The sequence below is a fragment of the Yoonia sp. SDW83-1 genome (assembly GCF_046762885.1).
Classification (GTDB): Bacteria; Pseudomonadota; Alphaproteobacteria; order Rhodobacterales; family Rhodobacteraceae; genus Yoonia.
In genome coordinates, this window is sequence record NZ_JBKQXO010000001.1 from 130,558 (window position 1) to 156,066 (window position 25,509).

General features: G+C 59.0%; 24 protein-coding genes. 12 read left to right on the forward strand and 12 right to left on the reverse strand.

What is annotated here, in order from left to right:
• The first annotated feature begins 42 nt into the window (after window positions 1-42).
• A complete protein-coding gene (gene rnr, locus ACFWW4_RS00650) occupies window positions 43-2,298 on the forward strand; it encodes a ribonuclease R (RefSeq protein ID WP_411889089.1) in 2,256 nt (751 codons plus the stop codon).
• Window positions 2,299-2,481: 183 nt separating this feature from the next.
• Window positions 2,482-2,715 carry a hypothetical protein gene (locus ACFWW4_RS00655; RefSeq protein WP_411889090.1) on the forward strand — a complete coding sequence of 78 codons (234 nt, stop codon included), beginning with the start codon at window positions 2,482-2,484 and terminating at the stop codon, window positions 2,713-2,715.
• On the opposite strand, the gene ACFWW4_RS00660 is transcribed toward ACFWW4_RS00655, so the two are convergent.
• Both ACFWW4_RS00660 and ACFWW4_RS00665 read right to left on the reverse strand, forming a co-directional pair.
• Entirely contained in the window at window positions 2,716-3,120 is a 405-nt protein-coding gene (locus tag ACFWW4_RS00660; RefSeq protein ID WP_411889091.1) for a DUF1801 domain-containing protein, read from the reverse strand.
• Window positions 3,117-3,809 carry a glutathione S-transferase family protein gene (locus ACFWW4_RS00665; RefSeq protein ID WP_411889092.1) on the reverse strand — a complete coding sequence of 231 codons (693 nt, stop codon included), beginning with the start codon at window positions 3,807-3,809 and terminating at the stop codon, window positions 3,117-3,119. Before ACFWW4_RS00665 ends, ACFWW4_RS00660 begins: the two co-directional genes overlap by 4 nt.
• Before the next feature lie 76 nt (window positions 3,810-3,885).
• Here ACFWW4_RS00665 and ACFWW4_RS00670 point away from each other — a divergent pair, with 76 nt between their 5' ends.
• Window positions 3,886-4,620 carry a helix-turn-helix transcriptional regulator gene (locus ACFWW4_RS00670; protein WP_411889093.1) on the forward strand — a complete coding sequence of 245 codons (735 nt, stop codon included), beginning with the start codon at window positions 3,886-3,888 and terminating at the stop codon, window positions 4,618-4,620.
• A 59-nt stretch (window positions 4,621-4,679) separates the two neighbouring features.
• Complete coding sequence (locus ACFWW4_RS00675; RefSeq protein WP_411889094.1) at window positions 4,680-5,858, forward strand: lytic murein transglycosylase; 1,179 nt, start codon at window positions 4,680-4,682, stop codon at window positions 5,856-5,858.
• Here ACFWW4_RS00675 and ACFWW4_RS00680 read toward each other — a convergent pair.
• The 3 genes from ACFWW4_RS00680 to ACFWW4_RS00690 form a co-directional block, all read right to left on the reverse strand.
• On the reverse strand, window positions 5,838-6,323 hold the full coding sequence (locus ACFWW4_RS00680) for a hypothetical protein (protein WP_411889095.1): 486 nt from the start codon (window positions 6,321-6,323) through the stop codon (window positions 5,838-5,840). The two genes, ACFWW4_RS00675 and ACFWW4_RS00680, sit on opposite strands and share 21 nt — an antisense overlap.
• Before the next feature lie 240 nt (window positions 6,324-6,563).
• Window positions 6,564-7,046 (reverse strand): RNA pyrophosphohydrolase, encoded by a 483-nt coding sequence (locus ACFWW4_RS00685; RefSeq protein ID WP_393927448.1) that lies wholly within the window; start codon window positions 7,044-7,046, stop codon window positions 6,564-6,566.
• Between the two features lie 71 nt (window positions 7,047-7,117).
• On the reverse strand, window positions 7,118-7,612 hold the full coding sequence (locus tag ACFWW4_RS00690; RefSeq protein ID WP_411889096.1) for a L,D-transpeptidase family protein: 495 nt from the start codon (window positions 7,610-7,612) through the stop codon (window positions 7,118-7,120).
• A 145-nt stretch (window positions 7,613-7,757) separates the two neighbouring features.
• Here ACFWW4_RS00690 and ACFWW4_RS00695 point away from each other — a divergent pair, with 145 nt between their 5' ends.
• Window positions 7,758-8,309 (forward strand): pyridoxamine 5'-phosphate oxidase family protein, encoded by a 552-nt coding sequence (locus tag ACFWW4_RS00695; protein ID WP_411889097.1) that lies wholly within the window; start codon window positions 7,758-7,760, stop codon window positions 8,307-8,309.
• Window positions 8,310-8,362: 53 nt separating this feature from the next.
• Window positions 8,363-9,322 carry an NAD(P)-dependent alcohol dehydrogenase gene (locus ACFWW4_RS00700; RefSeq protein ID WP_411889098.1) on the forward strand — a complete coding sequence of 320 codons (960 nt, stop codon included), beginning with the start codon at window positions 8,363-8,365 and terminating at the stop codon, window positions 9,320-9,322.
• On the opposite strand, the gene ribA is transcribed toward ACFWW4_RS00700, so the two are convergent.
• A complete protein-coding gene (ribA, locus tag ACFWW4_RS00705; protein WP_411889099.1) occupies window positions 9,319-10,395 on the reverse strand; it encodes a GTP cyclohydrolase II in 1,077 nt (358 codons plus the stop codon). The two genes, ACFWW4_RS00700 and ribA, sit on opposite strands and share 4 nt — an antisense overlap.
• A gap of 157 nt (window positions 10,396-10,552) precedes the next feature.
• Between ribA and ACFWW4_RS00710 the strand changes: the two genes are divergently transcribed.
• Window positions 10,553-11,239: a response regulator transcription factor gene (locus ACFWW4_RS00710; RefSeq protein WP_393927441.1), complete on the forward strand. Its 687-nt coding sequence runs from the start codon at window positions 10,553-10,555 to the stop codon at window positions 11,237-11,239.
• 1,229 nt (window positions 11,240-12,468) lie between these two features.
• On the opposite strand, the gene ACFWW4_RS00715 is transcribed toward ACFWW4_RS00710, so the two are convergent.
• On the reverse strand, window positions 12,469-13,815 hold the full coding sequence (locus ACFWW4_RS00715) for a TrkH family potassium uptake protein (RefSeq protein WP_411889100.1): 1,347 nt from the start codon (window positions 13,813-13,815) through the stop codon (window positions 12,469-12,471).
• Window positions 13,816-13,937: 122 nt separating this feature from the next.
• Here ACFWW4_RS00715 and ACFWW4_RS00720 point away from each other — a divergent pair, with 122 nt between their 5' ends.
• Window positions 13,938-14,312, forward strand: a complete 375-nt coding sequence (locus tag ACFWW4_RS00720) for a rhodanese-like domain-containing protein (RefSeq protein ID WP_393927774.1) — start codon at window positions 13,938-13,940, stop codon at window positions 14,310-14,312.
• A 91-nt stretch (window positions 14,313-14,403) separates the two neighbouring features.
• Here ACFWW4_RS00720 and ACFWW4_RS00725 read toward each other — a convergent pair whose 3' ends face one another.
• The 3 genes from ACFWW4_RS00725 to serB all read right to left on the reverse strand — a co-directional run bounded on the left by ACFWW4_RS00725 (window position 14,404) and on the right by serB (window position 17,158).
• Window positions 14,404-14,931, reverse strand: coding sequence for a flavodoxin domain-containing protein (locus ACFWW4_RS00725; RefSeq protein WP_411889101.1), 528 nt, complete (start codon window positions 14,929-14,931; stop codon window positions 14,404-14,406).
• Between the two features lie 310 nt (window positions 14,932-15,241).
• Window positions 15,242-16,123: a sterol desaturase family protein gene (locus tag ACFWW4_RS00730; protein ID WP_411889102.1), complete on the reverse strand. Its 882-nt coding sequence runs from the start codon at window positions 16,121-16,123 to the stop codon at window positions 15,242-15,244.
• Window positions 16,124-16,282: 159 nt separating this feature from the next.
• Window positions 16,283-17,158: a phosphoserine phosphatase SerB gene (gene serB / locus ACFWW4_RS00735; RefSeq protein WP_411889103.1), complete on the reverse strand. Its 876-nt coding sequence runs from the start codon at window positions 17,156-17,158 to the stop codon at window positions 16,283-16,285.
• A gap of 156 nt (window positions 17,159-17,314) precedes the next feature.
• Here serB and ACFWW4_RS00740 point away from each other — a divergent pair, with 156 nt between their 5' ends.
• The 3 genes from ACFWW4_RS00740 (at window position 17,315) to ACFWW4_RS00750 (ending at window position 20,967) form a co-directional block, all read left to right on the forward strand.
• On the forward strand, window positions 17,315-18,460 hold the full coding sequence (locus ACFWW4_RS00740; RefSeq protein ID WP_411889104.1) for a phosphoserine transaminase: 1,146 nt from the start codon (window positions 17,315-17,317) through the stop codon (window positions 18,458-18,460).
• A 48-nt stretch (window positions 18,461-18,508) separates the two neighbouring features.
• Window positions 18,509-20,101, forward strand: coding sequence for a phosphoglycerate dehydrogenase (serA, locus tag ACFWW4_RS00745; RefSeq protein WP_411889105.1), 1,593 nt, complete (start codon window positions 18,509-18,511; stop codon window positions 20,099-20,101).
• Window positions 20,102-20,178: 77 nt separating this feature from the next.
• A complete protein-coding gene (locus tag ACFWW4_RS00750) occupies window positions 20,179-20,967 on the forward strand; it encodes a metallophosphoesterase family protein (RefSeq protein ID WP_411889106.1) in 789 nt (262 codons plus the stop codon).
• Between the two features lie 634 nt (window positions 20,968-21,601).
• On the opposite strand, the gene ACFWW4_RS00755 is transcribed toward ACFWW4_RS00750, so the two are convergent.
• Window positions 21,602-22,219: a DUF7019 family protein gene (locus ACFWW4_RS00755; RefSeq protein WP_411889107.1), complete on the reverse strand. Its 618-nt coding sequence runs from the start codon at window positions 22,217-22,219 to the stop codon at window positions 21,602-21,604.
• A gap of 268 nt (window positions 22,220-22,487) precedes the next feature.
• Entirely contained in the window at window positions 22,488-24,413 is a 1,926-nt protein-coding gene (locus tag ACFWW4_RS00760; RefSeq protein WP_411889108.1) for a hypothetical protein, read from the reverse strand.
• A 307-nt stretch (window positions 24,414-24,720) separates the two neighbouring features.
• Between ACFWW4_RS00760 and ACFWW4_RS00765 the strand changes: the two genes are divergently transcribed.
• Window positions 24,721-25,470 (forward strand): YHYH protein, encoded by a 750-nt coding sequence (locus tag ACFWW4_RS00765; protein ID WP_411889109.1) that lies wholly within the window; start codon window positions 24,721-24,723, stop codon window positions 25,468-25,470.
• Window positions 25,471-25,509: the final 39 nt, after the last annotated feature.

Consider the following 25,509-nt stretch of genomic DNA (forward strand, 5'->3'; position numbering starts at 1 on the left):
AATTGGGATGACGACCGGCGCGCGCCATGTTAGGCGGTTCTCATGACACGTATTCCCTCCAAGTCCGAAATTCTGCAGTGGATTTCAGAGAACCCCACAAAGACCGCCAAGCGCGATATCGCCAAGGCGTTCGGGATCAAGGGCGCGGCCCGCATCGACCTTAAGCGGTTGCTGAAAGAGTTGCAGGACGAGGGCCGCCTGGCCAAGCGCCGGTCATCCTATCGCGATGCCGAGGATCTGCCACCGGTGGCCGTGCTGGAGGTGCTGGCCCCCGATACAGATGGCGATCTGTTTGCCCGCCCGCTGGAATGGACAGGGCAAGGACCGGAGCCGCGGGTGCTGATGATGTTGCGGTCGTCTGATCCCGCGCTGGGGGCCGGTGACCGCATTCTGGGTCGTCTGACTGTCGACAAGACCGAGGATCATACCCACACCGCCCGCATGATCCGCCGGATCGGTACCAACCCGCTGCGTATCCTGGGCGTGTTTCGTGCCGGGTCTGAAGGCGGCCGTGTCCTGCCCATCGACAAGGGGGCCGACAGGCAATGGGTGGTGGCCGCCGGTGCCACGGGTGGGGCCAAGGATGGTGAGCTGGTCGAAGCGGAACAGGCCGGGCCGAAGGGTCGTCTGGGTCTGCCCAAGGCACGGATCGTGGCCCGGTTGGGCGACCCGACAGAACCGCGCGCGGTGTCTTTGATTGCGATCCATCAGCATGGTATCCCCGACCATTTCCCTGATGAGGTCGTGGCCGAGGCGGATGCTGCCAAACCTGCCGGTCTGAAAGGCCGCCGCGATCTGCGCGACATGCCGTTGATCACGATTGATCCGTGGGATGCGCGCGATCATGATGATGCGTGCTTTGTCGAGGCAGACCCGGATCCGAAGAACGATGGCGGGTTCATCATCTGGGTCGCGATTGCCGATGTAGCCCATTACGTGACGCCGGGGTCTGCACTGGACCGCGAGGCGCGCAAGCGGGGCAATTCAACCTACTTCCCGGATCGCGTGGTGCCGATGCTGCCGGACCGTCTGTCGGGTGATCTGTGTTCGCTGCATGAAGGGGTGGAACGCGCCTGTCTGGCTGTCGCCATGCGGATCGACAGCAAGGGCCAGAAGATCGGGCATGAATTTCATCGGGGTTTGATGAAGTCTGTCGCCTCGCTGAATTATCAGGAGGTGCAGGCGGGGATGGACGGGCGCCCCAATGACAAGGTGGCACCCCTGATGGATGAGATCATCCGTCCGCTTTTTGCCGCCTATGAAGCGTTGACCAAGGCCCGCGCCGCCCGCCAACCGCTTGATCTGGACCTGCCTGAGCGCGAGATCGTGCTGGATGACAAGGGTAAGGTGACCTCGGTTCAATACAAGGAACGGCTGGATGCGCATCGGCTGATTGAGGAATTCATGGTGCTGGCGAATGTGGCCGCGGCCGAGACGCTGATTGCCAAGAAATCGCAGCTGCTGTTCCGGGTGCATGAGGAACCGAGCCCCGAAAAGCTGGATGCGCTGCGTGAGGTTGCGCAGGCCTCTGGCCTTGTGCTGGCGAAGGGGCAGGTCTTGAAGACCGCGCATCTGAACCGGTTGCTGGCCGGGGCAGAAGGCACTGATCATGATGAGCTGATCAATATGGCCACGCTGCGGTCGATGACGCAGGCCTATTACAACCCTGAAAACTTTGGCCATTTCGGGCTGGCGCTGCGGGCCTATGCGCATTTCACATCGCCCATTCGTCGTTATTCCGATCTGATCGCACATCGTGCGCTGATCGCCGCCCATGGCTGGGGCAAGGACGGGCTGAGCCCTTGGGATATCGAACATCTGGCCGATACCGCCAAGCAGATCAGCGATACCGAACGGCGCTCGATGACCGCCGAACGGGACACGACCGATCGCTATCTGGCGGCGTTCCTGTCAGACCGGATCGGCGCGGAACTGACCGGCCGGATCAGCGGGATCGCGAAGTTTGGTGTCTTCGTGAAGCTGGACGAAACCGGGGCTGATGCGATGATCCCGATCCGCACGCTTGGGGCGGAATATTTTCACTATGATCCCGAGAACAAGACATTGATGGGGGCTGACAGCGGGATGATCATTGCCCTTGGGCAGCGGGTGACGGTCAAGCTGATTGAAGCTGCGCCCGTCACCGGCGGATTGATCGTGGAATTGATCAAGCTGGACGAAAAGATCATGCCGCGCGGCCCGTCCAAAGGACGCGGCAAGCCGCCCCGACACAAGGTGGGATCAGCGAAAAAGAAAGCCGCCAAGACCGCGCGAAAGGTCAAACGCACGCGCAAATAGGGCTGACCCGGCTGAGGTCGCAACAATCATCACCCACAAAAGCCATTGTAATCGTTTCTTAACTTTGCGGCACCAAACCGATCCCAGCATCGCAATAAATGTCCAATTTCGCGCCATGTCTGACACGATCTGGCCGCAATGCAGGGGAAAACTGCCGATGACGACAGGATCGGAGTTGCTGCCATGAACGCCCATATCGCTTTCAAGACCCAAGACCAAGCCACCCAGCGCAAGATGGTGGTCCGCCACATGCTGAACCGGCAGGCTGATCTGTCCTGGATGGATGCGGTGGGCGCCTGCGACGATTGCAGCACTGTGCCCTTTGATGCCACCGCCGCCGGACGCACCCGTCGTCTGGAACTGGACGGTGATCGTCTGGTGATGCGTGACACCAGCTATGGCTCCATCCTGGGCTAACTACCTTTTCAGGTGATAGGTCAGCCCGTGATAGATCAAAAGCCGTAGCCTGTCGGGCACGATATCGTCGGCCTGCTGAAAGATGACTGCCCGGTTCCCTTCGATCCGGTCGCTGCCCGGAAAGGTGGCCGCATAGGTGCTGATGATATCCGTCGCGCAATGGGCGTAAAGCGCACAGCCGCCTTGTTTTGGCATCCCGATCCGCAAGGTGGACCCTGATTGCGTCTCTGAGGTCAGGTAGGATGGCTGCCCCCATTTCAGCGTTTCCTCGATCTGCCCGACCTGCGGCGTGTCCCAGGCCACGCTGAAGATCAGGTCGCGCAGCTGCAGCGCTGTTTCCCGCGGCGCGGGCGGGAACGCGTCAAAGGCGGCCGCAACCGCCGGGTTATCGAAGGGGCGTATCATGTCACGGCCATCTTTTCGCTAACACGGGTCGCATAATCGGCCAGAACCGGATCATTCGCCACCCGCTGGTTCAGCTTTGTCGGAAGGGGTGTGGCCATGGCCGCACCCAGCATCGCTGCAACGGTATAGTCCGGCAGGCTGATTTGATCGCCCATCAGGTAGGGGCGGCCATCGAGTTGGGCGGCGATTGCTGTCAGATCGCCCTCGATCCGGTCCAGCCGTTCATCCGCGCTGAACCGCCCCAGCCCTTGGGCATGCATCCCTTTCAGGGTCGCCTTGCGGATGCTGTTTGTGATCGGGCGACGCAGCAGCGCGGGGATATCGGCGAAATAGTTTTCGCGGATGATCGGCCAGACCTCTTCATTCCCCCAGCGGTCGAGGACGATGTGGAAATACATATGCTCCTCGGCCATGCGGATCAGGGCGTGGCCGGTGACCCGGTCAACGGCTTTGCCCCAGAAATCCGCCCCCTGTTTTTCCAGATAGGTTTGGATGTTGTGGCTGTCGGCGATCAGCCCGTGCAGTGTGCGGATGGCTGGCAGTTTGGCGTAGGGCATCTTGCGCGGGTCATTGCTGTCTTCGCGCTGCCACTCGACGCCGGCGGCCTGTAAAAGCCACATCGCCTTGACGCAAAAGGGGCTGAAGCTGGGTTGGCCGAAGCCGGACCTGTAGGTGATGAGGGTGATCATTGTACTCTCCTGTGCGTTTGAGAGGTTTATGCCGGAAGGTGCTGACAGTTTCTGGCAGCAATGTTATGATGGCTGCATGTCTCGCACCGCCCGCCTGTTTCAGTTGATGCAATCACTGCGCCGCCATGCCCCGCCGGTCACGGCAAGGCAGTTGGCGGATGATACGGGCGTGTCGCTGCGCACGCTGTACCGTGATATCGAGGCATTGCGCGGGTTGGGGGCGATCATCGACGGCACCGCCGGATATGGCTATGCTCTGACCGAAGATGCCGCCCTGCCCCCGATGATGTTCGATGATGAGGAGATCGAGGCGATTGTGCTGGGGTTGCGCGAGGTGCAGGCGGTGGCCGACCCTGATCTGGCGCAGGCGGCGCAGAACGCGGTGGCAAAGCTGCAGGCGCGTCTGCCCAGCGCCCAGGCGCATCGGCTGCAATATGCTGTGCTGCATGCCGACCGGATTGTGCGCCCACCCTTGCCGACCGTCGATGTGCGGGCCTTGCGGCGAGCGACCTGGGATGAGCGGACAATCGAGATTGACTATATTGACGCCATCGGTGCGGCGACGAAGCGCCGGGTCGATCCGCTGAGCATCGTGTTTCTGAAAGAGACCCACAATCTGATCGCCTGGTGTCATCTGCGGCAGGCCTATCGCAATTTCAGGCTGGACCGGATGCAGAACCTGACCGTGACCGACGCCAGTTTCCGCCCTCGCCGGGTGCCGATGCTGCGCGAGGCGATTGAGGTCTTGTCGAACTGCTGGCCGGAGCCAAGCGTGATGGTTCCGAAAAAACATGTGATGGCGGAGAGTTGATTTCGCTTGGTCCGCCTTTGCGCTAAGTAAGTGCAAAAATAACAGGTGGAGGTTCGGATATGGATCGCAGGCAGTTCATCGCAACAGGTATTTCAGCGGCAGCACTGGGCAGCACGGCGCAGGCGCAGGCGAGCGGTTTTGGCAACTGGATCGCCGGGTTCCGGTCCCGGGCGCGGGCGGCGGGTATTTCGGACCGCACGTTTGATGCCGCCTTTGCCGGGGTGCAGTACCTGCCCGACAGTATCCGCCGCGACCGTAATCAGGCCGAATTTGTCAAGCCGCTGGGCGAGTACATGGCCACGGCCGCATCCGATGCGCGGGTGACGAACGGGCGTGCGATGGTGCGCCAATATGCCAATGTGCTGGCCCGGATCGAGGCGACCTATCAGGTTGAACCCCATGTCGTTGTCGCCGTCTGGGGGATGGAGACGAATTACGGCCAGCGGCGCGGTGATGTGCCCCTGATCTCGACCTTGGCGACGCTGGCTTATGACGGGCGGCGGGGCCGGTTTTTCGAGGAGCAGCTGATTGCGGCGCTACGCATCCTGCAACGTGGCGATGTGGCCCCGCGCAACATGACCGGATCATGGGCGGGGGCGATGGGCCATACCCAGTTCATCCCCACATCCTATCAGGCTTATGCCGTGGATTTCACCGGTGATGGCCGCCGCGATATCTGGGCGGACGATCCCAGTGATGCGCTGGCATCCACCGCTGCCTATTTCCGCCGCTTCAGCTGGCGCCGTAGCCAGCCCTGGGGGGTCGAAGTGCTGTTGCCGCGCGGCTTTGACTTTGGCCAGACATCGCGCCGGTCGCCCGCCGCCTGGGCGCAGCTTGGCGTGCGCGGTGTGGATGGCAATGCGGTGCCCAATTATGGTGAGGCATCGCTGATCACGCCTACGGGTGCGGGTGGTCCTGCCTTTCTGATCTTTGCCAATTACACCACGATTTCCCGCTATAACAACGCGCAGGCCTATATCATTGGCGTCGGGCATCTGGGCGACCGTATTCGCGGCATGGGGCCGCTACGTACCCAATGGCCAGCGGGTGAACGCGGTTTGACCCGCGCCGAGCGGCGTGAATTGCAGCAAAGGTTAACCAACGCAGGCTTTTCCACCGGGGGTGTTGACGGTCGGATCGGGCCAAATTCCATGGCCGCGATCCGGGCCTATCAGCGTAGTCAGGGCCTGCCTGCGGATGGATATGCCTCGCTGCGCCTATTGCAGCGGTTGCGGTGAACAGGCCCCGCCCTGCATGCAGGATGTGAGCATATCGAGCGTCGTCTGATCAGGTTCTTCGAAGATCATGCCGCCGCACGGTCCGGCCTGCATGGTCACGGGCGGATCGTCGGCGCGAACAAAGTAGATGGCGTCGACCCCGCTGCGGGCGGAGCCACACCATGGCCCCGCACAACCAACCTGAAGGGTCACGGGGCTGATATAGTCGGATGTAAAGCCCTGCATCGTCAGCCCCTTGCCAGTGAACCGGGCCGGGATCGGGTCAGGGTCGCGGATGTTATCGTTGGACACGCCGGCGGGCAGCGCGCTTTCGTCGAATGTCATCTGCCCATAAAGGACAAAATAGCCTTCGGGGGCTGCTGCGACACGCTGGAATGTCTCGATAGGATCGGGACGCAGGCAACTGAGGGCGGTGGCTTGGGTGGCAAGCGCTGTTAGGCCGAGGGCCAGAAAGACGGATTTCATCGATATTGCTCCTGTCTGGTGCATTGAGTGGCATCTTATAGGGATAAGACGTTTCTGCAGCACCGAACCTTTGAATAGACCGTCATTTTTGTCGATTATTTCAACGGTTGGCAGGTTTGGCCCCGCGCGCAGGATTGGATGATGTCAAATGTGACGGCGACGGATCGTGAAATGCGCCGCCATCACATCGGTAAGTATGCATCAGTGGTTAGGGCAGCAGGTTAGGGCCAGAGACACCTGTCAGAGCTTATCGTCGAACTCTGCCAGTACCTGTTCATAGACAGCCCGCTTGAAGGGGACGATTGCGTCGGGCAGTTCGGTCTTGGGCAGCCATTTCCATGCCGAAAACTCCGGATGTTTGGTCTGCAGGTTGATCTGATCATCTGCCCCATGGAAGCGCATCAGGAACCATTTCTGTTCCTGCCCCCGATACCGCCCCTTCCAGATGTTCGGCACCAGCTCATGCGGGACATCATACCGGATCAGTCCTGCGGTTTCGCTTTCAATGGTAACAAGGTTGGGTGTGATGCCCGTTTCTTCTTCCAATTCGCGCAGTGCTGCATCAAGCGTCTTTTCCCCTTTGTCGACGCCGCCCTGTGGCATCTGCCAAGCCGCCTGTTCGCGGTCGATCCGCTGCCCGACAAAGACATGCCCGCGGGTATTGGCGAGCATGACGCCCACGCAGGGGCGATAGGGAAGCTGTTCGATTTCTTCGGGTGTCATAAATGGACCTTGGTGTTTCATCTTTGAATGCCTCTGCGTTGACTGAGGCAAGAATATCCGCGCGCGAATGGTTATCGGATAACAAGCCGCGTTTCGTATCTGATGCGGGCGGCGATCCACAATAGATCGGTGCGCGACACGGCCACGCAGCCTGCGGTTGGCCGCCCCGGACCGCGCCACTGATGCATGAAAATCGCCGAGCCACGCCCCTTGACCGGGTAAGGCCAGTTCCAGTCCGTCAGAATGATCACATCATACATCGGGTCGGCGCGCCGCAGCGTTTCCGCCCTGTATTTGTGGGGTTTTTTCACCATCAGGTTGTAGTCTGGGTCGCGGATATCGTCGGACCAAAGGTCGCCGGGGCGGATCGGCAAGGCCCAGTCGGCGGGTTTTTTCAGCCGGTCGGCCCGGTAGAGCATCCCCACGATCCGGTGGGTGCCTTGGGGGGTTGCACCATCCCCTTCGGCCTTGCGGTTTGTGACCCCGCCCCGCCCGATGGTCCGGGCGAAGGTCCGGTTCAGGAACCGCAGGTGCGTTGGGGTGACGACAAGATCGGTGGATTTCATGGGGTCAAATAAACCATAGTTTATAACGTATACGCGAATCGTTTGTGGGTTTCCAAAGGGTTATCGCGGATGCCCCCTTGGTGACAGCAGCATTGTGAACATGTCTTTGTTCATGTTACGTTCCAGTAAATGAATGGAGGCGCGCATGGCGATTGGCAAGAAACTGAATGGCACACTGACAGACTTTATCAAGCGCCAGCATCTGTTCTTTGTGGCCACGGCCGCAGCCGGTGGCCAGGTGAATGTGTCACCCAAGGGTATGGATTCGCTGCGTGTGATGGATGACACCCGCATCGTCTGGCTGAACCTGACCGGCAGCGGCAATGAAACCGCCGCCCATCTGCGCGATACCAACCGGATGACCCTGATGTTTTGTGCGTTTGAGGGCGATGCGTTGATCCTGCGTGTTTATGGGACAGCGAAGGTCCTGCATCCGCATGATACCGGCTGGGATGAGGCTGTCGCACAGTTCCCGCCCATGGCCGGCAGCCGCCAGATTTTTGATATGACGATTGATATGGTGCAGACATCCTGCGGGACAGGCGTGCCGCTGATGGCTTTTGAAAAACAGCGCGGGCCCGAGGAATTGCTGCCTTATTACGCCGATATGGGCGAGGATGGCGTGCGCGATTACTGGCGGCGCAAGAATGTCGAGAGCATTGATGGTGCCGAAACGGGGATTTTTGGCGATAGCTGATGGGCTTTTGTCGCCCGCTGTGACCCTCTATGTCATTGAAGAGGGGGCATCTGATGCGCGCAGTGACATATCATGAATATGGGGGTCCGGACCGGTTGAGCCTTGTGGACTTGTCGGTGCCGGAGCCGAAAAGGGCCGAGGTTCGGGTGAAGGTGCTGGCCTGTGGCATCAACCTGTCGGACTGGGAAAACCTGACCGGTTCACCGCTTTATGCCCGATTGGGCGGTTTGTTTCGCCCCGGTCGTCCGGTTCTGGGGTCTGACATTGTGGGCGAGATTATTGCGCTGGGCGAAGGGGTTACCGGTTGGGCCGTGGGCGACAGGGTATGGGCCGAGGTGGTAATGCGCGGGGGTGGGTTTGCACAGGAATGTACGCTGCCCGCCAACCGTCTGGCGCGTGTGCCAGAGGATTTGGACAATGTGACCGCCGCCGCCCTGCCCCAGCCGGGCAGTATCGCTTTAGCTGGAACAAAAGGCGTGAAAGCGGGGCAGAAGGTGCTGATCAACGGGGCCGGTGGCGCATCCGGCCCGCTGGCTATTCAACTCGCCAAGGCGGCTGGTGCCCATGTCACGGGTGTTGATCATGCGGGCAAGGCCGCGTTCATGCGGGCGCGCGGCGCGGACAGGGTGATTGACTATCGCAGCACCGATTTTGCGGATGAAGACGTGCACTATGACCTGATCCTTGATCTGGTCGGCACCCGTCCGATGCGCCGAATTGCCCCGGTACTGGCCCCAGGTGGCCGTTACCGGCTGATCGGCGGGACGATGCGGGCCATGTTTTCGGCATTGTTCATGGGATTTGCGCGCGGAGTGATGAGCGGCAAGAAGATCGGCGTCGGCGCTGCCGAAGGCGACCCCGCAACATTGGATCGCATCGGTGCGCTGGCCATGGAAGGTAGGCTGACACCAGAAATTGCGGGAACGTTGGGATTGGACGGTGTGCCAGAGGCGCTGGCGCAGGTTGGCGCGGGCGCGGCAGCAGGCAAGCTGGTTGTCTTGCCGAACGGTTAAAGCAAATGCCCCGATTTGGTGGCCTTCGTCGCCAGATAGTGCGCGTTATGGCGGTTTTCCCCGACCTTGAGCGGCACCCGTTCGGTCACGGTGATCCCGCAATGTTCCATCCGCGTCACCTTGCGCGGATTGTTGGTCAGCAGGCGCACAGATGAAAACCCCATACGTTTGAGGATATCGGCCCCGATCCGGAAATCGCGTTCGTCATCTTCAAACCCCAGCCGGTGATTGGCCTCGACCGTGTCAAACCCCTGGTCCTGCAAGGAATAGGCGCGCATTTTGTTGGCGAGGCCAATGCCCCGGCCCTCTTGATTGAGATAGAGCAGAACGCCTGCCCCTTCCGCGCCCATCTGGGCCAGTGCGGCGTGCAGTTGCGGGCCGCAATCGCATTTCAGTGACCCCAGCAAATCGCCGGTGAAACAGGCCGAATGCAGGCGCGACAGGACCGGTCTGGACCGATCCGGTTGGCCGATTTCGACGGCGTAATGTTCCTCTGCCCCGTCATCGGGGCGGAAAATGTGCAGGCGCCCGGCCTCTGACACGGTAAGCGGGACGCGGGCGCTGATGATGGGGTGCAGCGGGCTGAGCGCGGTATCGACCACCGCGTCGGCGGGGATCAGTGTCAGATTGTGAGTAGTCGCGAAGGTTTTGACATTGTCCATCGGCAGAACCAGCGCGGCAGGCAGCAACCGGGCCGCCTTGCACAAGGCGATGGCCGCGCGATGCAGATGGGCGGACCCGTCGCGCGCGCTGCGCAGGGGTCCCTTCATCGGGACGCGCAGATCATCGGCAGGATCGGCAATGGACTGCACCCATGACAGGGTGGCATCGCCGGGCAGCACGATCCGGGCGATATCGCCGTCATATGCGCGGGCCTTGAGCGTTTCGGCCCGCCAGCTTGTCACCGCCAGTACCGGATCACCGCCTAGGGCGCGCAGATCAGCCAGCCGGGCGGCATTCAACGTCTCAACCGCCAGGATCAGCGCGCCGCCTTGCAGCACCACGGGCACGCCCATGCGCAGATCAGCCCGGGCGCGGGCCAGCCGTTCTGTAATATCGGGGGACAATCCCATCGCCTACCGCCTGTGTTTGTTTCATCAGATAGACCGTTTTACGGCAGAAGTGAAACATTTGCCCATGAACGGACACGACCCTGTGAGTGTTTGGAATAGCGGCTTGCCTGAAACGTAATCCAAACACATTTCTAGTAACGAACCGAAGGAGGCCATCATGGCACAAGCCAAGAGAATTTTGCTCGTCGATGACGATGACGATCTGCGCGAGGCGCTGGGTGAACAGCTGCTGATGACGGATGAATTTGATGTGTTTGAAGCCGATGATGGCGCGAGCGCATTGGTGAAATCAAAAGAGGGTCTTTATGATTTGATGATCCTTGATGTGGGCCTGCCCGATACCGATGGGCGCGAGTTGTGCCGCGTGATGCGCAAGCAGGGCATCAAATGCCCGATTGTCATGCTGACCGCACAGGACAGCGATGCCGACACCATCCTGGGTCTGGATGCCGGTGCGAACGATTATGTCAGCAAACCTTTCAAGTTTCCGGTGCTGCTGGCACGGATTCGCAGCCAGCTGCGCACGCATGAGCAGTCAGAGGATGCTGTGTTCCAATTGGGGCCATATACCTTCAAGCCTGCCCAGAAAATGCTGGTCACCGAGGATGACAAGAAAGTCCGCCTGACCGAGAAAGAGACCAATATCCTCAAGTTTCTTTACCGTTCCAGCGAAGGTGTTGTGGCCCGCGACGTCCTGCTCCACGAGGTGTGGGGGTATAATGCGGGCGTGACGACGCACACATTGGAGACACATATTTACCGTCTTCGCCAAAAAATAGAACCAGATCCGTCCAATGCGCGCCTTCTTGTGACCGAATCTGGTGGCTATAGATTAGTGGCGTAGTGAGAGTATTGGCGGTCGGGGTCACCTCCCTGTCCTGACCGTCAATCGCAAGAATCCCGCCGGAGATCGGGTTATATCTCCACCTCCCTGTTGGACTTGCCCGGGCCTTGTGCCCGGGTTTTTTTTGGCCAATCGCGCTTTCGGGTGAATGGATTTATTGCGCTGATCAGCGCGAACTCATCATTGAAGGTTCATTATTTGTGAGACGGCTGTGCGGACAAAGCAGACCTTCATCGGAACGGCTCAGATGTCCCCTTCCTCAATGTTGGCAGCGTTAGCCAAGAGTCGCCCCTGCTCTTCGTATCCACGCTCTCCGAAAACCGAGAAGGCAAATTTGGACGGCTTCTATGCCGCCCACGTCGATCTTGCCTCACGCGGGGTCTACCGAAAATTTGACCGGGCTCCTGACGAATTTGATCTTCCGGTTACTTATCGCTCTAAGAGCGCAAGACGCTTCTTCATCGCAGAAGTACACTGGATACTTTACGTCTGCCTGACCGAATTTTAAGCTCGTCTCATATATTGTTCTAGGTTGAATGCGATTGCCTCCCTTAAAATTTATGAATCCCCTGTGCAAAAAAATGTATGGCTTGCCGCACAGGCTGCAAACTCTCTCTTTGTTTCCAAAATAAATGGAGGGATCATGACCTATATCACTTTCATAGAAAGGATCATCTGGAACCAGTACGTTCTTTAAAATGAGAAAATACGCATCATCAGAAATCGGTCTTAGATCAAATTGACCCTCAAATTCGGCGCACAGCAATTCTGCAAATTTTTTTCGGGCGAGCCAGAATCCACAAGCAAGACCAAAAGGCTGTCTCAATTTGGGGGAGTCTACTTTTGGCAGGGTTTCAATTTCGACGTAGCTTGGAAGACTACACTTTTTGCACCTGTCCTTGAATACCGTCTGCAATAGACGCGTCTGCCCGGCGCGATGTTCCGGCAACATTACTTGGTATACCTTCGCGGCACCTTTGGCATCGTTGTGTTTCGAGCACATTGAAATATCCCCCTTGCCCCCGGCTGCTCACCGTTAGCCTGTATGATGCGTAAATCGATGGCTAACATGTCTTCTGCGCAACTGAAAACGGACGTTCAGGCACTGCGTAGCATCAGTCAAAATGGGCTCCAAGCCGCCATCCACTTCAAGCGGCCCCCAACGCACTGACAGAATTTCAGGGCATGGTGGGAGCAGCAGAATGAACCCGAAACGCACGTCCCCATCGTCACAGGATCAGCTCATTGTCCTGTTCTTCCTCGCGCGTTTCATCCGCTGCGGCAAAGGCGATACCGAAGGTCAGGATACCGACCCGCCCGGCGGTCATCAGCACGATGATCACGATCTTGCCGATATCCGACAGATCGCCGGTGATCCCCATCGACAGGCCTACCGTGCCCATGGCCGAGATCACTTCGAACATGACCACCTCGAACGCGGCACCGGTTTCGGTGAGCAGCAGGATGAACATCGCGATCAGCAGTAGCGTGCAGTAGAAAGCCAAGCCGGCGGTGGCCGATTGCAGTTTCACGATAGGTACTTCGCGTTTGAAGAACCTGATCCGCTCGCGCCCTTTCAGGGTGGACCGGACAAGACCCACAAGGGCAGCAAAGGCCGTGGTTTTCAGCCCGCCACCTGTGCCTGCAGGCGAGGCCCCGAAAATCATCAGGAAAAAGATGATCATCAGAACCGCCGGTGTCAGGCTGCTGAACGGGTGGGTGTTGAACCCGACCGTGGTTGAGGCTGTCATAGTCTGGAAAAACGCGGCGAGCCAGCGTTCGGAGGCGGGCAAGGCTGCGATGGTGCTGTCGGCAAGCCCGACGATCAGCGTGCCGATCAGCAGGAACCACAATGTGACCCGCACGATCACCTTTGAGGTGAAACCCAGATGGCTGGTCTGGCCGGTCAATGTCCGCCAGCTATCGACCACAATCAGGAAGCCCATGGCACCCAGAAGGCTGAGCACGGAGATAACGATGTTTAGCCCGGCATCGGCGCGAAACGCCTCGAACGAGGTGCTGAAAAGTGAGAAACCGGCTGTGCAAAAGGCCGAGACGGCATGGAAAATCGCGCTCCAGAGTGCGTTTTCGACACCGTTGCTGCTGAAGATGAAATACAGCGCTGTCGCGCCTAGCGCCTCGCACAAGACGGTAAAGATGATCACGGCGCGCAGGAAAACGGCGGGTTTGATATCGTCCGGCAGGTTGAAAGCGTGTTTGACCGCGTGTGTCCGCAGCCCCGATATCCGCTGTTGGACCGCAAGCACGGTGAAGGACCCGATAGTCATGTATCCTAGGCCGCCGATCTGGATCAGCAGCAGGATGATCACCTCGCCTGCGAAGGTGAAACTGCTGCCGGGATCGACCGTGACCAGTCCCGTCGTCGACACGGCAGATGTGGCGATGAACAGCGTATCAAGCGCGCTGACCGCCACCTCTTGCGCAAACGGCATCGACAGCAGCGCCCAACCGATCAGCATGTAACTGAGATAGCCCAGCAGAAGCATCTTGGCCGGGGCAATCCGCAGCAGGCTGGCGCGAAAGGTGGCAATGGTCTGTAGGATGGGCTTGGACATCGGCAGTTCCTGTAGGGCGGCCACTGGCCAGACAACAATTTGAAGCTACAATCCCAAGGGAACGCAAATGGTTCCCATTTGTTATGTTCTATTGCAATTGCGCCAACTTGAAAGGCCCAGATATGAAATCCGCAAAAGACTACCTTGATGCCGCAAATTCAGACGTGCCCCGGATCAGCAGTGAAGACGCGGTCGCCAAACATGCCGCTGGCGGTGTGACGTTTATCGACGTGCGCGACAGTGCCGACATTGCCAAGTCAGGCACAATTGCGGGCGCGATGCGTGTGCCACGCGGGTTTATTGAATTTGCCGCAGATCCCAACACCCAATTTCACAAACCGTTCTTTCAGAAAGACGCTGAACTATGTCTGGTCTGTGGCGCCGGTGGTCAGGCCGCGCTGGCCGGTAAGACCCTGAAAGAAATGGGATATACCAATGTCATCAATGTAGGCGGCATCGGTGACTGGAAAGAAGCGGGTGGCCCTGTCGAAGACTAATGGATGTGTTTTGGCTTGAGCCTGCGGTGGCAAACTCCTGCGCTTGCCACCTTGGCCAGAGCGAGGCGTTACATCCCAGCAACGCGGCTGTTTAGGCCGCGTTCATGAAATCATCAATCTGCTTGGCGAGCGCATCCCAATCGGTGAATTCGCGCTCGCCCTCGTCCAGCGAATAATCCCGATCACCCAGCACGGCATGGCGCACGACCTGCGACTGGAAGTAATCGTAACCGCCGGGCTTGACGGCACCGGCAACCAGCGCTTCCGAGGTCGGCGAAAACCGCGTCCGCATTTCCATTTCGGTCAGATATTCCTGCGCTTCGTCCAGACCTTCGGCGAAGGCCGCGCTCATGCTGACAGAGATCATCAGGGTCGGCCGCGCGGCCAGATCCTGATGGCTGGCACTGACGAACACCTCGAATGCTTTGGGGTGGCGCCGTTCATGAACCGGTGCTGCCAGGATGACCTTGTCCACCCCGTCGAAACTGGCCTGCCCTGTTCTGTCGGACGTGTCGATCAGCGTAACCTCCTGCCCGGATTTACGGACATGATCGGCGACGAATTTGGCAATCTTGCCGGTGTGGCCTTCGATGGTTTCAAAGATGATGGCGACTGTCATTTTGCGCGTCCTTTTCCGGGCGACCGATATCCGGACGCACATCCTGCGCGCGCCGGAGCCTGCAAGCAGTATCCGCGCAATGGGCCAACCCGGCCTTGATCAAGATCAAGCGAAACTGTAGCTGGTTCGATCTGCCTCAGCGTAGTTGACCGCCGCTGTTGGGGTCTGGTCTCGTATCGTCAGAGGCCGAAACCGGCGCTGAACGTGTAATGCACGGATGGTTCGGCGGCATACCGGGATAAGATAGGTTTTGTGCCCGCAGGCATATGTATGACCGGCGGGCAAATGCCGCAGTCTTTTAAAACGATACCTATCGATCCGGCACTTCGACCGTTACTTGTTTGGGCGGCGCAGGCTGTTCCATGGCCCCCGTTCGGCGCTTTGTCCATTCATCGCGGATCAGCCCTGCCCAGTTCTGGAATGGATAAACCATGATCTTGAAGGGGTTTTTGTCTTCGATTCCGCTTTTGAGTGCACCCATCGGCGCATTGCAGGGACCGGGATTATAATAGGTGCCAAAGATGACGTCATAGATCGGCATGATATTGGCCAGGTTCTTGCCATAGGCTGCCGGTTCGTCCGCGTGATGCCAACGGTGATAGACGGGGGACGAGATCAGATATTTCAGCGGACCGTGATTGAATGGCAGGTCCATATGCACATACATCCCGTGCAGCGCATAGAACAGGGCCATGATCGGGATCAGTGCTGGCAGCTGCAGCCATGTCAGCAGAATGACATAATAGAGCGTCATCAGCATCGCTTCGAGGAAATGGATCCGGAATCCGGTGAAGGCATTGACATGCGTATCCGAATGGTGCGCCGCGTGGGTTGCCCAGCCCCATTTGGTGTGCATGGCCCGATGACTCCAGTAATCCGCAAAATCCTTGGCGGCAACCGCCAGTAGACAGGCCAGCACCGGCGGCACGGTATCCCAGACGGTCGGATCGAGCGTCGGGATGCCCAGCGCGGCGTAGGCTTTCTGGGCAAAACGATTGATATCCTCAACAAAGAGGATCAGGGCGATCATATTCAGCATGGCCACGCCGACAGACGCCAGCGTGTTTTCGGCAGCGTGTTTGCTGAGTTCTTCCTTACGGCCAAAAATAAAGTAGAGAAGATAACACAGGGCCAACGCCACGATTAACTTGACGCCAAGGTTAAGCTTTGGGACTTCGTTCAACCATTCCATCGCTAAAATCCCCACTTAACCCGCGATGCGTTCCGCCTTTTGGCCCTCATACTCCTCACGAGCAGTAGCGTCTGAAAGCGAAGTTTCCAAGCCGATATCGTGGCATAAATGTGAAGAGCGTACCGTGTTCACAAATCACCGCTATTGGCGGCCCATCCGTCATGTCACAAACTCATCCCGCCCGTAGCCTTGCAGGAACAAAAGCGCCGTGAGGTCTCCGTGGTTGATCCGGATATCGCACTCATCTTGCACGATCGGTTTGGCGTGCAATGCCACACCCATCCCGGCCCGGCCAAGCATGCCCAGATCATTGGCCCCGTCGCCGACGGCGATCACATCAGCCTCGGCAAGACCGCGCGCCTGCGTGATTTCGACCAGGGCGTCGATCTTGGCTTGTTTGCCGAGGATCGGCAGGCCCGGCGCGCCGGTGAGTTTGCCATCTTCCACCAGCAGCGTATTTGCCCGGTTTTCATCGAACCCAAGTGCTGCCGCCACCCGTGACGTGAACGCCGTGAACCCGCCAGACACCAGCACGGTATAGGCCCCATGCGCCTTCATCGTGTTGACCAGTTCATAACCGCCGGGCATGTGCGTGATCCGGGTGTCCAGCACATGTTCAATGATGCTTTCATCAAGGCCCTTGAGCAGGCCCACCCGTTCCTTCAGCGCTGCTTCAAAATCCAACTCACCATTCATCGCCCGTGCGGTGATGTCCGCCACACGCGGGCCTACCCCGGCCTCGGCTGCGAGTTCATCAATGCATTCCTGCCGGATGATGGTGCTGTCCATATCGGCAAGCAGCATCTTTTTACGTCTGTTTTCAGCCGGTTGGATGATCAGATCGACACAAGCATCCTGCAGGTTGGCCCAGACATCCCACTGGTTGTCGGGCATGGCAGGAATCGCAAATTCTGCTGCCTCATCAATGGCGAGCCATGTGGCATCGCCCCCGCCCCAAGCATTGCGCAGGCTGTCCACCAAGGCCGCGTCCAGCGTGCTTTCGGTGGGTGTGGTCAGCAGGGTGACGATGAACATGCGCTGTTTCCTATCGGCGTCGCTGGTGTCGCAAAAATCGTGTCGTGTGCCGGTCTAGTGACATTTTGCCGGTTGTGAAAGGCGAAAGCCGCGGCTATTGCGGCCAGTGGGACACCCTTCCCCAACGAAGGGCGCATATCTGTGAGGATACCACCGATGGTTAAGACCAAACCGGCTGCGCGGCCGGCTGATCCGCGTTTTTCTTCTGGCCCTTGTGCCAAACCCCCCGTCTGGAAACTGGATGCTTTGCGTGACGCCGCCCTTGGTCGGTCGCACCGGGCTGCCGTTGGCAAGGCCAAACTGGCCGAAGCGATTGACCTGACCCGTGAAGTGTTGGGTGTGCCGGCCGATTACCGCATTGGCATCGTGCCTGCGTCCGACACTGGCGCGTTTGAAATGGCGATGTGGTCGCTGTTGGGCGAACGCCCGGCCGAGATGGTGGCCTGGGAAAGCTTTGGTGCGGGCTGGGTCACGGATGTGGTCAAGCAGTTGAAGATCGAGGCCACCGTGCATACCGCTGAATATGGCCAGATCGTCGATATGGCCGCGCTGAATTACGGCAATGATGTCTGTTTTACCTGGAATGGGACGACATCCGGCGTGCGCGTCCCTTCGGGTGATGTGATCCCCGGGGATAGGGCCGGGCTGACGCTCTGTGATGCGACGTCCGCTGCGTTTGCGCAGGATCTGCCATGGGACAAGCTGGATGTGACCACGTTCAGCTGGCAGAAGGTGATGGGTGGGGAAGCGGCCCATGGCATGCTGATCCTGTCGCCCCGCGCGGTGGAGCGGCTGGAAAGCTATACCCCTGCATGGCCCCTGCCCAAGATTTTCCGCCTGACCAAGGACGGCAAGCTGATTGAAGGCATCTTCCGGGGCGAGACGATCAACACTCCGTCGATGCTGGCGGTCGAGGATTATCTGGTTGCCCTGAAATGGGGTCGGTCGATTGGTGGGCTTGATGCGCTGATCCACAGGGCGGATGCCAACGCGCGGGCAATCTGGAATTTCTGCGCGGACAAGCCCTGGATCGACAATCTGGCGGTGGATAAGGCGACGCGGTCGAATACCTCTGTCTGTTTGAAATTCACCGATGATCGGATTTCCGATGGTGCTGCCTTCGCCAAGGCCGTCGCTAAGCGGCTGGAGGCAGAAGGCATCGCACTGGATATCGGCGCCTATCGCGACGCTCCGGCGGGCTTGCGTATCTGGTGCGGGGCGACGGTTGAAACCTCGGATATCGAGGCGATGCTGCCCTGGCTGGAATGGGCGTTTGAGGCCGAGATCGCATCGGTGGGGTGAAACCCCACCCTACATCCCAAATTTTGACGACGTTAAAGGAGTGGCAACATGGCCCCCAAAGTACTCATCTCTGACAAGCTTTCCCCCGCCGCTGTGCAGATCTTCAAGGATCGCGGCATTGACGTGGATTTCCAGCCTGATCTGGGCAAAGACAAGGACAAACTGCTGGACGTGATTGGCCAGTATGATGGCCTCGCGATCCGGTCGGCCACGAAAGCGACAGAAAAGATCATTGCGGCAGCCGATAATCTGAAGGTGATCGGGCGTGCCGGGATCGGCGTGGACAATGTGGATATCCCTGCAGCATCGAAGAAGGGGATCATCGTGATGAACACGCCCTTCGGCAATTCAATTACGACCGCGGAACACGCGATTTCGATGATGATGGCGGTGGCGCGGCAAATCCCCGAGGCGAACGCGTCGACCCATGCGGGCAAATGGGAAAAGTCCCGGTTCATGGGGGTTGAACTGACGAACAAGACGCTGGGTGTGATCGGCGCGGGCAATATCGGGTCTATCGTGATCGACCGCGCGCACGGGTTGCGTATGAAAGTTGTGGCCTATGATCCGTTCCTGTCAGAGGATCGGGCGGTGGATATCGGCGTTGAGAAGGTGGAGTTGGATGAGCTGCTGAAGCGGGCGGATTTCATCACCATGCACGTGCCGCTGACCGATCAGACCAAGAACATCCTGTCGGCTGAAAATATCACCAAGCTGAAAAATGGCGTGCGGATCGTGAACTGTGCCCGTGGCGGGCTGGTCGATGAGGCCGCACTCGCCGCGGCGTTGAAATCAGGCCATGTGGCTGGTGCGGCCTTTGACGTGTTCGCGGTGGAACCGGCGACCGAAAGCCCGCTTTTCAACCTGCCCAATGTCGTTGTCACCCCGCATCTGGGGGCGGCTACGACCGAGGCGCAGGAGAACGTGGCGCTGCAGGTGGCTGAACAGATGTCGGATTACCTGCTGACGGGGGCGGTGCAGAACGCGCTGAACATGCCGTCGGTCACGGCTGAAGAAGCCAAGGTTATGGGGCCGTGGATCAAACTGTCGGGGCATTTGGGGAATTTCATCGGACAGATGACGGATGAACCGATCAAGGCTATCAATATCCTTTTCGACGGGGAAGCGAGTGAAATGAACCTCAAGGCGCTGACGGCGGCGACGGTGGCGGGGATCATGAAATGCGGCAACCCGGATGTGAATATGGTATCCGCCCCGGTGATCGCGAAAGAGCGCGGGATCAAGATTTCGACGACGAAACAGGATCAGTCGGGCGCGTTTGAAGGCTATATCAAGGTGACGGTGGTCACCGAAAAACGCGAGCGGTCGATTGCAGGCACCGTGTTCAGCGATGGCAAACCGCGCTTTATCCAGATCAAGGGCATCAATATCGACGCCGAGATCGGGGCGCATATGCTTTATACAACAAACGAAGATGTGCCGGGGATCATCGGTGCATTGGGCACGACAATGGGCTCTCACGACGTGAATATCGCCAACTTTACCTTGGGCCGGTCAACGGCCAAGGGCGAGGCGATTGCCCTGCTTTATGTGGACGAACCCGTTCCATCCGCCGCGATCAAGGCGCTGGAGGATACGGGGCTCTTCAAGCAGGTCAAGCCGCTGACCTTTGCGGTATGAGCGCGGCAGAAGTGGCACTGTAAGATGGGTTTAAACCCATCTTACGTCGCGGTGTCCCATGTGCCATGAAGGCGGGTATGACACCGATTTACGCCATCGGCGATATCCATGGGCAGAACGCGCTGCTGCACCACGCCCTGTCGCTGATCGCGGCGGATGGGGGCGCTGAGGCGCGGGTTGTTTTTCTCGGTGACTACACCGATCGGGGGCCGGACAGCCGGGGCGTGATCGAAACGCTGATTGCAGGCCGTGATGCGGGCCGTGACTGGGTTTTCCTGCGCGGCAATCACGACCGGATGTTTTGCAACTTCGTGCGCCACGGGGTTGAGCATGACGCCAGGGTCAGTTCGGGCATCAGTTGGGTCAATCGCCGTTTGGGGGGTGAGGCGACGCTGGCGTCTTACGGTCTGAAAGGTATCATGCATTTCCGGCAAGATACGCGTAGCGCTATGGAATATATGGACTATTTCGAAGGCAATGCTGGCTGGATCGATACCAATGCGCTGCAGCAACTGGCGCTGCAGGAGGTGCCCCAGGGCCATCTGGATTTTCTGGGGTCTCTGCCGCTTTGGTATCAGACCGATGATCTGCTTTTTGTGCATGCAGGCCTGCGCCCCGGCATTCCGCTGGAAGATCAGGCGGAGGATGATCTGATCTGGATCCGCGATCCGTTCCTCAAAAGCGACGCCGATTTTGGCCGACTAGTGGTGCATGGGCACACCGCGCTCGACCACCCCCGGCACCATGGCAACCGCGTCAATCTGGATGGTGGGGCGGGTTACGGCAACCCGCTGATCCCGGCGGTTTTCGAAGGCCGCGATTGCTGGTTGCTGACGGAAAATGGGCGGGTGCCGTTGACGGCCTGAACGCAACGTTCGGTGTGTGGTGCGAGGGGGTGCAACACCCGTGTTGTCGCGAATCATACCAAAGCTGGTTAACGCGAGGGTTTGTGGCGAAATGGCCGGTCGGCATCGCGTCGGCAAAACGTCGGACTTGCGTCGGACCCTCTTGGGCGATTTGGCGGGGTTAAGGCTGCGCACGGTGAAAGTGTGAATGCGATGTTAAGGATTGCGGTCGGGTCTGATCGCGACGTTGATGTCGGTTGATCCGGTGAAAGACCGATGGCTGGCACCGTGAGGGGTGGTGGGTGAAATCACCCACCCTAGGCTGGCCAAACGGGTTACAGCGCCCCGCCGATCCCGGCGGTGTTTGAGGCTCACAACTGCTGGTTGCTGAAGGAGGGCGGAGGCGTGCTGCTGGTGGCCGAATGACTGGTCGGCGGACAAAGTGCCAATTCGCTGCGATTGCGCCAATGTCTGCTCTGATGAATCAGCAGTGCCGAAAACGGTCGTTTCTGACGTCTAAGGTGCCCGCAACCCCCGCGAGAGTACGCCCAACCGTTCTATGCTCTCTCCTAAAACGGTCCAAGGTTGCTAAATCCTGTGGTGGGTTTGGTACCTTTATGCCGACGAACCCAAGGTTCTCCGCGCCAGTAAAGTGCTACTCCAACCGGACGTAAATGGGAGAAGCAATTACACAGGGTTTATCAGTGCCTGGACAAGGACCACTGTGAATCGACTTGGCAAGAAAGGTGTACTTGGACGCAACGGGCGGGAGCACTTCATATATCCCCTCGATCGCTGGAGCTAATTCTGTTCTTGGTATGATATAGTCCTGACTACTCGGAGTCATAGCTGCGGCTTGGGAGAAGAACATGCTGACATAACCATCTATCGACTTTACATTTGTAGAACTTTTGGGCGCTCCAACCATGCTATCGGGGGAGCCCACAAGCGCCAAATATGGCTCTCTTGTGACGTCGCAAAAGGTCGATAGACCCTTCCCGTTTCCCCAAACTCCAGCACGCATTATCCTGCTATGCATTATGTAAGGCCTGTCCTCGCCAATGAGACCGCACTGCTCGCCTTGAATCTCCTTCTCGATGCGCTCAATGGTTTTTGTGATGTGACGGCTGGCTTTCCCCTCAGCATCGACCTGAACTGACAGAGCCCCTAAGGAGAACTGTAATTTGCCTGCAAGGCGTTCAAAAAAAGACTTTGAGATCTGCCCCGAAAGCATTTCCAACTTCGTGGTCGATATGTAGGAATAATATTTCACCTTAAGTCCAATTCAAAAGAGATGAACCAACTTGGATCCCGGATTAGAGCGTGGACACACGTTGCACTACGCCCAACTGACACGACTTCCCTCCTGCTAGCAAGATCCAGCATGTCGACCGAGCATCGCGGCTCGTGGGTCGAAGCCGACATTTGCGCATAGCGCAGCATATGTCTTTTTGGGCTCAAACCGGCCATCACCACACCGACCTGCCGTGAATGCCTGCCATTCCCTCTCAACCAATACCCAAGGCAGCCGGTCATACCCCTCAATCCCGCCGGATGACCCCTGTTACTGCTGCCGCCCCGATCGCTGTCACGATCCAGCCGAGCGCGATCAGCCACCAGCGGGTCCACCAGAGCCACCAGCCCCAGGGGCCGCGTGTGGTGGAGGGGGCCCATGACGCCTCTTGCCCCAGCGATACGATGGGAACCACCAGATCGACGGCATAGGCCACGGCATTGAAGGTCTCGTAATCCCGGCCCGGGGTGAACACAGCCGTCCCATCAGGGGCGGCCATGTATTTGTCGGACCAGAGCTGGGCGGGATTGGCGATGCGGTCATCGGTGGCAAGCGTTTGCCAGCCTTCGGACATCAGGACGGGGCCTGCGGTGGGGGCAAAGTCGCCCTCTTTCCAGGCCTGATTAGCCAGAAACCAGCCGATCAGCACCAGCACCACCAGCATGTAGAAACTGCGTTCGGGTTTGTGCCCATAGCCCACCACCAGCCCCAGCACCCGGTCGGCGATGAAGCTGCCGCAATTATAGGCGTATGTGCGTATGTTGAACCAGTAGTGCTCGCCCCGGAATTGCCGCCTTGCATATGTCAGCGTCAGCGGGTCGGTGAAATCATCGTCACCATTGGCGGGATAGAGCATGGTCAGCCGGGCCAGGTTTTCATCATGCGGGCGGCGTTTGGTGAGTGCCGCGACCGCCTCTGCCCGGGCCGTGCCGGTCAGCCGGGTGGCCTTGATCAGGTCCTGCCGCCAGCCCTGTTCGCGGACCCGGCGCATCCGGGCCGCCTTGCGCTGTTCCTTTTCCTTGGCGACCATGATCGCCCGCGCGTCCGACCGGTGCCCCGTGTCGCGCAGTAGTTTGGCCAATTGTTCGTAGGGTTGCGGATAGAATTCGCGGCGCGAGACCGCCCCTTTCTTGAGCCAGGCCAGCCGGTCATCAATGTCGATCCCCCCGTGCAGCACGTCATAGCGGAACCCGCTGAGGAACAGCTGGTCGCATTTCGCCCAGCTATCCGCATCGTCCCACAGATCGCCCACATGGGCCGAGGTCAGATCGACGGCCCCGGTGACCCCTTTGATCTTCAGCCAGACGAACCCTTCCTTGACCACCAGCCGCTGGGCGTTCAGCACCGCCCGGTCCGGGTTGCGCATGTCGGCATGGCTGCAATCAAAGACACCGCCGATTTCGGAGCCGACAAGGCTGACCTCGCCCACGGTACTGGCATAGCGCAGGAAGGCGTCGCCCTGCACCCGCGTGCTTTGGGCGTTGAGCGCGTAGCCGTCCGGGTTGCTGAAATCGACCCCGATGCAGACCAGTTGCCCCCCGATCTGCGCCCCGAGGATGCTGACAAGGCCCTGGGCGGTTGTCCCTTCCAGCAGGAGGCTGCTGGAGATGCTGGCCCCTTGCGCCTTGAATGCCGATTGGCCAGGGTTGCGCAGGGTCGCCCGCACGCAGGACAGATGCCCCTGCACCTCGGCCCCGGACAGCGACACCTTGCCGTCGATCCGGCTGCCGTTGAGGGTGATGTTCCCGCTGATCTGGATCCGGGCGGCGTTGAGCCCCTGGGGCAGCGCGCAGCCCACCAGTGTCAGCCCGTCGGCGCGCAATTGCACCATTTCGGGCCGGTCGGCGATGTAGCAGTTGAACAGGTTGATCGGCCCGCGCGCGGCGGTAAAGCTGAGGTCGAGCGTGCCTGCGATCCACGCCCCGTTGATGGTGATGCCCTGTGGTTGGGTGACGAAGTCCTTGCACCCGCCGCCGATCAGATACCGCAAAAGGGCAGCCCGGATCAGCACATTGGGTGTCTTGAGATTGGGGAGGGTCAGGCCGATCCGCGCCGTCTCGCCCCGCGTGGCGACATCGATCAGCGTCAGTTCTGCCGGGGTCAGAAGGTCATCATCCCGCAGTTGCACCACCTGGGACCACTGGGTGATCAAATGCAGGTCATCGTAATTCATACTGTTACGCTAGGGGGGTCGGGGCGGCGTCGCAATGGGGTTCAGTCGCGGCGAATGACACCTGTGACCGCGGCAGCACCAATGGCGGTGATGATCGGCCCTACAGGTGTAATGTCTTATGGGAATTGGAAGCTAAGTGATCAATAGAGGCCTAAACTTGCAAAAGTGCAGTCGAGGTCTGGTTAAAGGTCATGTCTACCGGTGCTGCGACGGCAATGAAGGGCATCTTTGGCGCGTCCATATCAAAAAAACGACGGAGATACCGTCCGCGCCCGTTAAATTGTTATCCAAGCACCAGGAGGGTATCATGAAGATACTCGGCACCACGCTCGCTTTGACGCTTTTGACCGCCGGTGCGGTTCAAGCGCACATTACGATCACAGTGTATGGGGATCAGCGCTGTATCACATCTGACGGCGTGCCAGATCACGACACCGGCCCATGGCGGGCCGGAGCCACGGTGCAAGAGCAGAACCATAGTTTTTGCATGGATGCGATGCCGGAACTCACCGACACCATCACCCGGCTCGCCCGCATTTCAGGCGTTACAGTGACCGGTATTCCACTGCGTCCGGGCACTGCGGAATACTATGATCCGTCTACTGAGCGGGGGTATTCGCGCGATCCGTCTTCGGGATGGAATGTGGAAGGCGTCGGTGGGCTCATCATGGACGCACAGAATGCGCATGTGGACGGTGACGGGATGTATCATTATCACGGCATTCCGTCTGCAGTGACCGGCGCGCTTGACGGCACGCTGTTTGGCTATGCTGCGGATGGGTTTGAAATCCACTATATGGGCGATCAGATGCAATCGTCCTGGCAGCTGAAAAGTGGCGAGCGAGCGTCCGGTCCAGGTGGCCCACATGACGGGACTTATGTGCAGGATTACGAATTTGTTGCCGGGTCCGGTGACTTGGATGAATGCAACGGGGCCATGCTTGACGGGCGGTATGTCTATTTTGCCACCGATACATACCCCTTCTTCCCGCGCTGTTTCAAAGGAACGGTGTCGAGCGACTTCATAGGCGGGCGGCCCCGACCACCGGCCGGGTGACGACGGCTGATCTGAAACAAATCAGAATTAGCAAAGCCG

What these genes read in the sequence shown, in the direction of transcription:
- rnr (WP_411889089.1), top strand. Translation starts at nt 43, where the DNA reads ATGACACGTATTCCCTCCAAGTCCGAAATTCTGCAGTGGATTTCAGAG.
- ACFWW4_RS00655 (WP_411889090.1), top strand. Translation starts at nt 2,482, where the DNA reads ATGAACGCCCATATCGCTTTCAAGACCCAAGACCAAGCCACCCAGCGC.
- ACFWW4_RS00660 (WP_411889091.1), bottom strand. Translation starts at nt 3,120, where the DNA reads ATGATACGCCCCTTCGATAACCCGGCGGTTGCGGCCGCCTTTGACGCG.
- ACFWW4_RS00665 (WP_411889092.1), bottom strand. Translation starts at nt 3,809, where the DNA reads ATGATCACCCTCATCACCTACAGGTCCGGCTTCGGCCAACCCAGCTTC.
- ACFWW4_RS00670 (WP_411889093.1), top strand. Translation starts at nt 3,886, where the DNA reads ATGTCTCGCACCGCCCGCCTGTTTCAGTTGATGCAATCACTGCGCCGC.
- ACFWW4_RS00675 (WP_411889094.1), top strand. Translation starts at nt 4,680, where the DNA reads ATGGATCGCAGGCAGTTCATCGCAACAGGTATTTCAGCGGCAGCACTG.
- ACFWW4_RS00680 (WP_411889095.1), bottom strand. Translation starts at nt 6,323, where the DNA reads ATGAAATCCGTCTTTCTGGCCCTCGGCCTAACAGCGCTTGCCACCCAA.
- ACFWW4_RS00685 (WP_393927448.1), bottom strand. Translation starts at nt 7,046, where the DNA reads ATGACACCCGAAGAAATCGAACAGCTTCCCTATCGCCCCTGCGTGGGC.
- ACFWW4_RS00690 (WP_411889096.1), bottom strand. Translation starts at nt 7,612, where the DNA reads ATGAAATCCACCGATCTTGTCGTCACCCCAACGCACCTGCGGTTCCTG.
- ACFWW4_RS00695 (WP_411889097.1), top strand. Translation starts at nt 7,758, where the DNA reads ATGGCGATTGGCAAGAAACTGAATGGCACACTGACAGACTTTATCAAG.
- ACFWW4_RS00700 (WP_411889098.1), top strand. Translation starts at nt 8,363, where the DNA reads ATGCGCGCAGTGACATATCATGAATATGGGGGTCCGGACCGGTTGAGC.
- ribA (WP_411889099.1), bottom strand. Translation starts at nt 10,395, where the DNA reads ATGGGATTGTCCCCCGATATTACAGAACGGCTGGCCCGCGCCCGGGCT.
- ACFWW4_RS00710 (WP_393927441.1), top strand. Translation starts at nt 10,553, where the DNA reads ATGGCACAAGCCAAGAGAATTTTGCTCGTCGATGACGATGACGATCTG.
- ACFWW4_RS00715 (WP_411889100.1), bottom strand. Translation starts at nt 13,815, where the DNA reads ATGTCCAAGCCCATCCTACAGACCATTGCCACCTTTCGCGCCAGCCTG.
- ACFWW4_RS00720 (WP_393927774.1), top strand. Translation starts at nt 13,938, where the DNA reads ATGAAATCCGCAAAAGACTACCTTGATGCCGCAAATTCAGACGTGCCC.
- ACFWW4_RS00725 (WP_411889101.1), bottom strand. Translation starts at nt 14,931, where the DNA reads ATGACAGTCGCCATCATCTTTGAAACCATCGAAGGCCACACCGGCAAG.
- ACFWW4_RS00730 (WP_411889102.1), bottom strand. Translation starts at nt 16,123, where the DNA reads ATGGAATGGTTGAACGAAGTCCCAAAGCTTAACCTTGGCGTCAAGTTA.
- serB (WP_411889103.1), bottom strand. Translation starts at nt 17,158, where the DNA reads ATGTTCATCGTCACCCTGCTGACCACACCCACCGAAAGCACGCTGGAC.
- ACFWW4_RS00740 (WP_411889104.1), top strand. Translation starts at nt 17,315, where the DNA reads ATGGTTAAGACCAAACCGGCTGCGCGGCCGGCTGATCCGCGTTTTTCT.
- serA (WP_411889105.1), top strand. Translation starts at nt 18,509, where the DNA reads ATGGCCCCCAAAGTACTCATCTCTGACAAGCTTTCCCCCGCCGCTGTG.
- ACFWW4_RS00750 (WP_411889106.1), top strand. Translation starts at nt 20,179, where the DNA reads ATGACACCGATTTACGCCATCGGCGATATCCATGGGCAGAACGCGCTG.
- ACFWW4_RS00760 (WP_411889108.1), bottom strand. Translation starts at nt 24,413, where the DNA reads ATGAATTACGATGACCTGCATTTGATCACCCAGTGGTCCCAGGTGGTG.
- ACFWW4_RS00765 (WP_411889109.1), top strand. Translation starts at nt 24,721, where the DNA reads ATGAAGATACTCGGCACCACGCTCGCTTTGACGCTTTTGACCGCCGGT.